Source organism: Iodobacter violaceini (assembly GCF_011601265.1).
GTDB classification, from domain to species: Bacteria; Pseudomonadota; Gammaproteobacteria; order Burkholderiales; family Chitinibacteraceae; genus Iodobacter; species Iodobacter violaceini.
Genome location: NZ_JAAOLX010000038.1, coordinates 1 through 554, shown reverse-complemented (window position 1 = coordinate 554; position 554 = coordinate 1). Strand labels below are relative to the sequence as shown.

Genomic DNA, 554 nt, shown 5'->3' with positions numbered 1-554 from the left:
TGATTTGCTCGCCTCCTTCGCCGCTGCTTTCTCACAAAACCAGCGGCTTATTTCTCTGCAACTTGGCGATGGCGCAGCATGGGGTGAGCAGCTTTTACCTCAGCGGGTGGATGGCAGCGAAGGGATTAACCAGGCTTACCGTTATCAGATTGATTGCTTATCGCCTGATGGCGCTTTAGCGCTTAAATCCTTACTTGGTTTACCCATTGTTTTATCGGTGGCTGATGCCAATGGTGATGCGGTTGAGCGCTGTGGTGTCATCTCGCAGGCACAGTTGCTGGGTTCAGATGGGGGATTTGCCAAATACGCGCTGACGGCAGAACCGCCGTTTGCCTTACTCCGCTACCGCCGCACTTCACGCGTATTCCAGGATTTATCCGTACCCGATATCGTTAAACAAGTTTTAGCCGAGCACCAGGCTAAAAATCCCGTTTTTGCCGCCGTGCAAACGCTGGATTTCAAACTCTCCGGCACGCATGGCCCGCGCTCTTACTGCTTACAATACCGTGAATCCGATTTCGATTTTCTGACGCGATTATTAGCCGAGGAAGGCT

At 52.2% G+C, this 554-nt stretch carries 1 protein-coding gene; it reads left to right on the top strand.

Features of this window, described 5'->3' with window-relative positions; genetic code table 11:
- Positions 1–4 precede the first annotated feature (4 nt).
- The coding region (locus HA050_RS21745; RefSeq protein ID WP_240929237.1) for a type VI secretion system Vgr family protein at positions 5–554 on the top strand (550 nt) is incomplete at its 3' end.